Source organism: Hydrogenivirga sp. (genome assembly GCF_056450045.1).
Genome location: NZ_JBWONM010000149.1, coordinates 1 through 3,090, shown reverse-complemented (window position 1 = coordinate 3,090; position 3,090 = coordinate 1). Strand labels below are relative to the sequence as shown.

At 51.1% G+C, this 3,090-nt stretch carries 4 protein-coding genes and 1 tRNA gene; 2 read left to right on the top strand and 3 right to left on the bottom strand.

The genetic code is table 11. The features are described 5' to 3' along the window. Position 1 precedes the first annotated feature (1 nt). The 3 genes from AC1HCM_RS06120 to AC1HCM_RS06110 all read right to left on the bottom strand — a co-directional run bounded on the left by AC1HCM_RS06120 (position 2) and on the right by AC1HCM_RS06110 (position 1,205). Positions 2 to 89 (bottom strand) — tRNA-Ser (locus AC1HCM_RS06120). An 8-nt stretch (positions 90 to 97) separates the two neighbouring features. Next, positions 98 to 406: a dephospho-CoA kinase gene (locus tag AC1HCM_RS06115; protein WP_479460885.1), complete on the bottom strand. Its 309-nt coding sequence runs from the start codon at positions 404 to 406 to the stop codon at positions 98 to 100. A 13-nt stretch (positions 407 to 419) separates the two neighbouring features. After that, on the bottom strand, positions 420 to 1,205 hold the full coding sequence (locus AC1HCM_RS06110; RefSeq protein WP_479460884.1) for an LpxI family protein: 786 nt from the start codon (positions 1,203 to 1,205) through the stop codon (positions 420 to 422). Between the two features lie 30 nt (positions 1,206 to 1,235). On the opposite strand from AC1HCM_RS06110, the gene AC1HCM_RS06105 reads away from it, so the two are divergent. Then, positions 1,236 to 2,630 carry an Rne/Rng family ribonuclease gene (locus AC1HCM_RS06105; RefSeq protein WP_479460883.1) on the top strand — a complete coding sequence of 465 codons (1,395 nt, stop codon included), beginning with the start codon at positions 1,236 to 1,238 and terminating at the stop codon, positions 2,628 to 2,630. 3 nt (positions 2,631 to 2,633) lie between these two features. Then, positions 2,634 to 3,090: outer membrane protein assembly factor BamD (locus AC1HCM_RS06100; RefSeq protein WP_479460882.1), on the top strand; the 457-nt coding region annotated here is incomplete at its 3' end.

Below are 3,090 nucleotides of genomic sequence, written 5' to 3'. Positions count from 1 at the left end.
GCGGAGGGGGTGGGATTCGAACCCACGGAGGGCTGCGAACCCTCAAGGGATTTCAAATCCCCCGCCTTAGTCCGCTCGGCCACCCCTCCTGAGCTTATCACCCGCCACCGTACTCGCTCTGGTCAATCTCCATCTCAAACTCTTGTATAAAGTGCTCCACAAGATTAACAAGGTCCTGAATGTCCTTCTTCAGGTGGTACTCATAGAGCTCTATCTTCCTCTCATGGAAGTGGTCATCGTCAACGTAGTACCTCACCCTGACGTAGGGAACTCCCGCCTCCGAGTCGTAGCCTTCATCTCCGGGCAAAAGGACATCAACCTCCGTCTGCGTTCCTTCGTTCCTGTTCTTAAATATCTGCTTGAGCTCCAAGACCTTTTCCTTGTATTCTTCCCAGTTATGCTTCATAGTGAAGTTCATTTTAGCACAAGCCGACCACGGGTATGTTCAGGCGGTCAGCCAGACGGAGAAACTTTGTCTTATCAACCATGTAGACCTTTCCAGCCTCAAGGAATAGGGCATCAGCCCCAATCTCCTTCATAAGCTCAAGGGTTTCCATGCCTACCGTAGGTACGTCTATCCTGAAGTCCTGACTCTTCCTTGCTACCTTTACTACCCTCACCCCCTTTCCCCCGAGCTTTCCTCCCCTCCTGATGGTTTCCTGAGTCCCCTCCATAGCCTCAACGGCTACCACCGCTCTCTCCTTTACAACAACGGTCTGACCCACATCAAGCTCCGCTATCTCCTTGGCTATCAAGAAGCCGAACACCCCGTCCTCCATAGCCTCCTCCGATGGCTCCCTCCTCCCCATAACCCCTTCCTCCGAGAGCAGGCTCTCAAGGTAAGGTCTGGGATCAATGAAGCGGAACCCCTCCTCCTCAAGAACCTCCATGAACGCCCTTATAACGTTCGCAGCCCTTCTGTCCTTTGCCCTCCTCAACACGCTGAAAGCTTTCATATCAAAGCTCAGAAGGCTTGAGTACAGGAGGCGGTGCTCAAACTTACCGAGCATGACCACACTTTCAACCCCCTGCTTTCTGAAGGTCTTTATCAATCTGCCCACCTTCCCAGCGGGAAGGTACTCGTCCGCCTCCATGTCAGTTATTCCCTTAACACCGACCACAACGACCTTCTCGCCCTTCTTCTGTGCCTCCTCTTTGAATATTTGGGGAAGTTTACCCTTACCAGCTATCAGTCCAATAGGCATATCAAAAAAATACTTTAAAATATTTCCCTAATGGATGTTCGTCTCGTCATATCTGCCAGCAAGAGTCTAATCCTAAGCTTCCTAATAAAGGATAAGGAGATAGCTCAGGTCAGGGTTGAGAAGAGGAGCGAGAAGAGGCTCGCCGGGAGCATCTTCAAAGGAAAGGTGAGGAGGCTGGCAAAGAGCCTCAACGGAGCCTTTATTGATGTGGGACTTGATAAAGAGGCGTACCTTCCCATAAAGGGTCAGAACGGAAGCTCTGAGGAAGAGAGCTGTTCTCCACCCACCGTTGGTTCGGACATCCTCGTCCAGATGAAGAGGGAACCCATTGAGGATAAGGGGGGAAAGGTTACCTGCAGGATAAGCCTTCCGGGGAGGTACCTCGTTTACCTTCCGGGTGAGAAGAAGGTCCTCCTGTCCTCAAGGATTGAGGGTGAGGAGAAGAAGGAGAGATTGAAGGAGTTTTTAGAAAGCCTCCTTCAGGAGGAGGGCGTTATTGTCAGAACCTCAGCGGAAGGGGCATCGGAGGAGGAGCTCAAGGAGGAGCTGAGCAGGCTGAGGGCTCTTTGGGAGGAGATAAAGGCAAAGGCGTCCTCAATTAAGGTGGGGCTCGTTTATGAAGAGGACCCTTTCTACGTTCAGCTGATACGTGACAACTGGAACGATATATCGGAGATAGTTGTTGACGACAGGGAGCTTTGGGCTGAGCTCCTAAGATACCTTGAATATATGTTCCCAGAGCTCATAGGCAAGGTGAGGTACGTCAAGAACATAAGCGTCTTCTTTAAGAAGTACGACCTTGATAAGGCACTGACCAAGCTCTTCGCCAAGTACGTGTGGCTCAGGGGAGGTGGCTACATAGTGATTGAGGAAACGGAGGCGATGACTGTAATTGATGTTAACAGCGGTTCCGGGTGCGGGGAGACCCTTGAGGAGAACGCCCTGAGAACGAATATTGAAGCTGCCGAGGAGATAGTAAAGCAGATAAAGCTCAGGGACATAGGCGGTATAGTGGTGATTGACTTCATAGATATGAAGGACAGGAAGAACAAGGAGCTTTTGGTAAAGAAGGTGAAGGACCTCTTTGCGGACGAGGGCTCAAAGGTTCACGTTTACGGCATAACCCAGCTCGGTCTCCTTGAGCTTACCAGAAAGAAGGAGACCCCGAGCGTGACCCGCCTTCTATCGGTCAAGTGTACCTACTGCCACGGTAAGGGATTCATAAAGAGCCCGGAGCTTGTGCTCTACGAGATTGAGAAGGAGATAAACTACTTTAAGGGCAGATACCTTGAGCTGAGAGTTAACCCTGTCCTAAAGGACAGGGTGGAGGAGCTCCTTAGGAAGAGCAACATGGAGAGGTGGGTCTCCATAAAGGAGGAGTGCAATGTCCCCCCAGATTACTACGAGATGTTCCTTTCGGGGTGAGCCATGAGGAGAGGAATCTACGTTCTTCTTATCTTCCTCGTGCTCCTATCGGGATGTGCAAAGATAAGCGAGGCTGAGAGGGCTAAGAGGGCACAGGAGTACTACGCCGAGGCTCTGAAGGACTACAAGGAGGGGGACTACGGAGACGCAGCATGGAACTTCAATGAAGCCCTCAAGTACATGGATTACCTGACCCCAAAGCAGATAGAGAACGCTAAGTTTCTCCTTGCAAAGAGCTATTACCTTGACGAAGACTACATAAACGCGGTTGTGAGCCTTGAGGACTACATATTCTACTACCCAAAGCTACCGAGGACTGAGGAGGCATACTACCTGCTCGTTGACAGCTACGTGAAGGTAGCCCCAGACCCTTACAGGGACCAGGAGTACACCTGGAAGGCTATAGATAAGGCTAAGGAGTTCCTCAGCAGGTTTCCCAAGAGCAAGTTCGCCCCAAAGG